This window comes from Streptomyces alkaliphilus (assembly GCF_014141535.1).
In the GTDB taxonomy this organism is placed as follows: domain Bacteria; phylum Actinomycetota; class Actinomycetes; order Streptomycetales; family Streptomycetaceae; genus Streptomyces; species Streptomyces alkaliphilus.
Window position 1 is genome coordinate 1 of sequence record NZ_VKHT01000768.1, and the last position, 2,502, is coordinate 2,502.

The following is a 2,502-nucleotide window of genomic DNA, read 5'->3' on the forward strand; positions in this document are numbered from 1 at the left end:
GGAGTCGGGCCGCGGGGGCCGGGAGGCGACTCAGTCGCCCGCCGCCAGGGCGCGCGCCAAGAGGTCCGTGGTCTGTTCGATCTGCCACTCGCGGGCCCCCAACCCGCGCAGCGCCGCGCGGATCTCCTCCTCACCGCCCCCGGTCGGCGGCTCCCAGCACAACCGGCGCACGGTGTCGGGGGTCAGCAGGTTCTCCTGCGGCAGGTTCAACTCCTCCGCGCGGGCCGTCACCGCCGTGCGGGCCGCGGTGAGCCTGGCGGCCGCCGCCGGGTCCTTCTCCGCCCACGCCCGGGGTGGGGGCGGTCCGCTCGGCTGCCGACCCGGCTGCGGCAGATCCGACTCCGGCAGCTCGGCCGCCCGTTCCACCGCGGCCAGCCACTGCTGGAGCCGGCGGCGTCCCATCCGGGGGCCGAAGCCGGGCAGCGCCGCCAGCGCCCGCAGGTCGCGCGGCATCGCCTGCGCCGCCGCCACGATCGCGGCGTCCGAGAGGACCTTGCCCGGCGACAGGTCTCGCTCCCGCGCCATCCCGTCCCGGGCCCACCACAACTCCCGCACCGCCGCCAGCTGCCGGCGTCGCCGCACCTTGTGCATGCCCGAGGTGCGGCGCCAGGGGTCCTGGCGCGGCGGGGCGGGCGGGGCCGTCGCGATCGCCGCGAACTCCTCCATCGCCCATTCCAGCTTGCCCTGCTCGCGCAGCTCCTCCTCCAGCGCGTCGCGCAGCTCCACCAGCAGTTCCACGTCCAGCGCCGCGTACCGCAGCCAGGGCTCGGGCAGCGGGCGGGTGGACCAGTCGGCGGCGGAGTGTCCCTTCTCCAGGCTGTAGCCGAGGACGGTCTCCACCATCACGCCCAGACCCACCCGGGCGAAACCGGCCAGCCGACCGGCCAGCTCGGTGTCGAAGAGCCGCCCCGGCACCATCCCGGCCTCGCGCAGGCACGGCAGATCCTGCCCGGCGGCGTGCAGCACCCACTCGTGCGGGGCCAGTGCCTCGCCCAGCGCGGAGAGGTCGGGACAGGCCACGGGGTCGATCAGCGCGGTGCCCGCGCCCTCGCGCCGCAACTGGACCAGATAGGCGCGCTGGCCGTAGCGGTAGCCGGAGGCCCGCTCGGCGTCCACGGCCACGGGGCCGGCGCCGCCGGCGAACGCCTCGATCCGCTCCGTCAGGGCCTCGAGGTCGGCGATCACCGGGGGTACGCCCTCCCGGGGGCTCAGCAGAGGAATCGGCGCCGGGCCGGTCGGTCCCCCCGCTGAGGGAGGAGGCGGAACGGGCACGGCGGCGGTCTGCTGGGCTTCGGTCACCTGTCAAGGGTATGACAAGGGTAACTGTGTGCGCACGATGCACAACGTGTGGCTCTGCGCAGTCATCGGCGGCGGCCGACCGCGGTCCCCGGGCCCGCCGCCGGGGCGCGAGCGGCGCCCCGGCGACGCGGGGAACGGCCGGGCCCGCGGCCCCTCCGCCGCCACCGGCCGTGGCCGGTGCCCCGCAGGGGCCGACCCGGGTTTCCCGGGAGCGGACGGCGGGGCCGGGACGGCACCCTCCGGGCGCGGGGATCTCAGTGGATGATGCCGGTGCGCAGCGCGACCGCCACCATTCCCGCCCGATCGCCGGTGCCCAGCTTCCGGGCGATCCGGGCCAGGTGACTCTTGACGGTCAACGCGGACAGTCCCATCGAAACGCCGATGGCCTTGTTGGACTGGCCCTCGGCGACCAGGCGCAGCACCTCCACCTCACGGCCGGACAGCTCCCGGTACCCGCCGGAGTGGCCCTGCTGGCCCGGCTGGCGACGGTGCATCCGCAGGGCGGCGGCCCCCAGCGGCGCGGCGCCGTGCCGGATGGTGGCGGCCAGGTTGTTGCGGGTGCCGGTGACGACGTAGCCCTTCACGCCACCGGCCAGCGCGGTGCGGACCGCGCCGATGTCGTCGGCGGCCGACAGGGCCAGGCCGTTGGGCCACCCCGCCGACCGGGTCTCCGACAACAGGTTCAGGCCCGAACCGTCGGGCAGGTGGACCTCGGCCACGCAGATGTCACGCGGGTTGGCGATGCGGGGTCGGGCCTCCGCGATCGAGGACGCCTCGATCACGTCGCGGACGCCGAGTGCCCACAGGTGGCGGGTCACGGTGGAGCGGACGCGTGGGTCGGCGACGACGACCATGGCCGTCGGCTTGTTCGGGCGGTAGGTGACCAGGCTGGTGGGGTGCTCGAGAAGAACGGACACCGGGCCTCCCGGGGAGTGGGGTGGGGACGGAACCGACTCGGGGGAGTCGGGTAATCCGGACGCGTCCGGATCGATGGCTCACAGAGTCTTTCGGCAGAATGCCGGGTGGCCTTGAGGAAAAGATCACGAACCGGTGATTTCCGGGACGCGCCCCAGCGCGTGACACCCGTTTCGGTGGTCCCCGGTGCATGATGCCCCTTCACTCCCGGAACAAGCCGGCGCGATGTCGTGAACACCGACGGGTATCGCACGCTCCCGGCGTGGCCGCCTGCCCGCACAACACGTC

General features: G+C 74.9%; 2 protein-coding genes. Both read right to left on the bottom strand.

What is annotated here, in order from left to right; all coding sequences use genetic code 11:
• Nucleotides 1–30: 30 nt before the first annotated feature.
• On the bottom strand, nucleotides 31–1,299 hold the full coding sequence (locus FNQ90_RS19545) for an HRDC domain-containing protein (RefSeq protein WP_182607560.1): 1,269 nt from the start codon (nucleotides 1,297–1,299) through the stop codon (nucleotides 31–33).
• 254 nt (nucleotides 1,300–1,553) lie between these two features.
• Complete coding sequence (locus FNQ90_RS19550; protein WP_143619643.1) at nucleotides 1,554–2,216, bottom strand: LuxR C-terminal-related transcriptional regulator; 663 nt, start codon at nucleotides 2,214–2,216, stop codon at nucleotides 1,554–1,556.
• Between the last annotated feature and the right edge of the window lie 286 nt (nucleotides 2,217–2,502).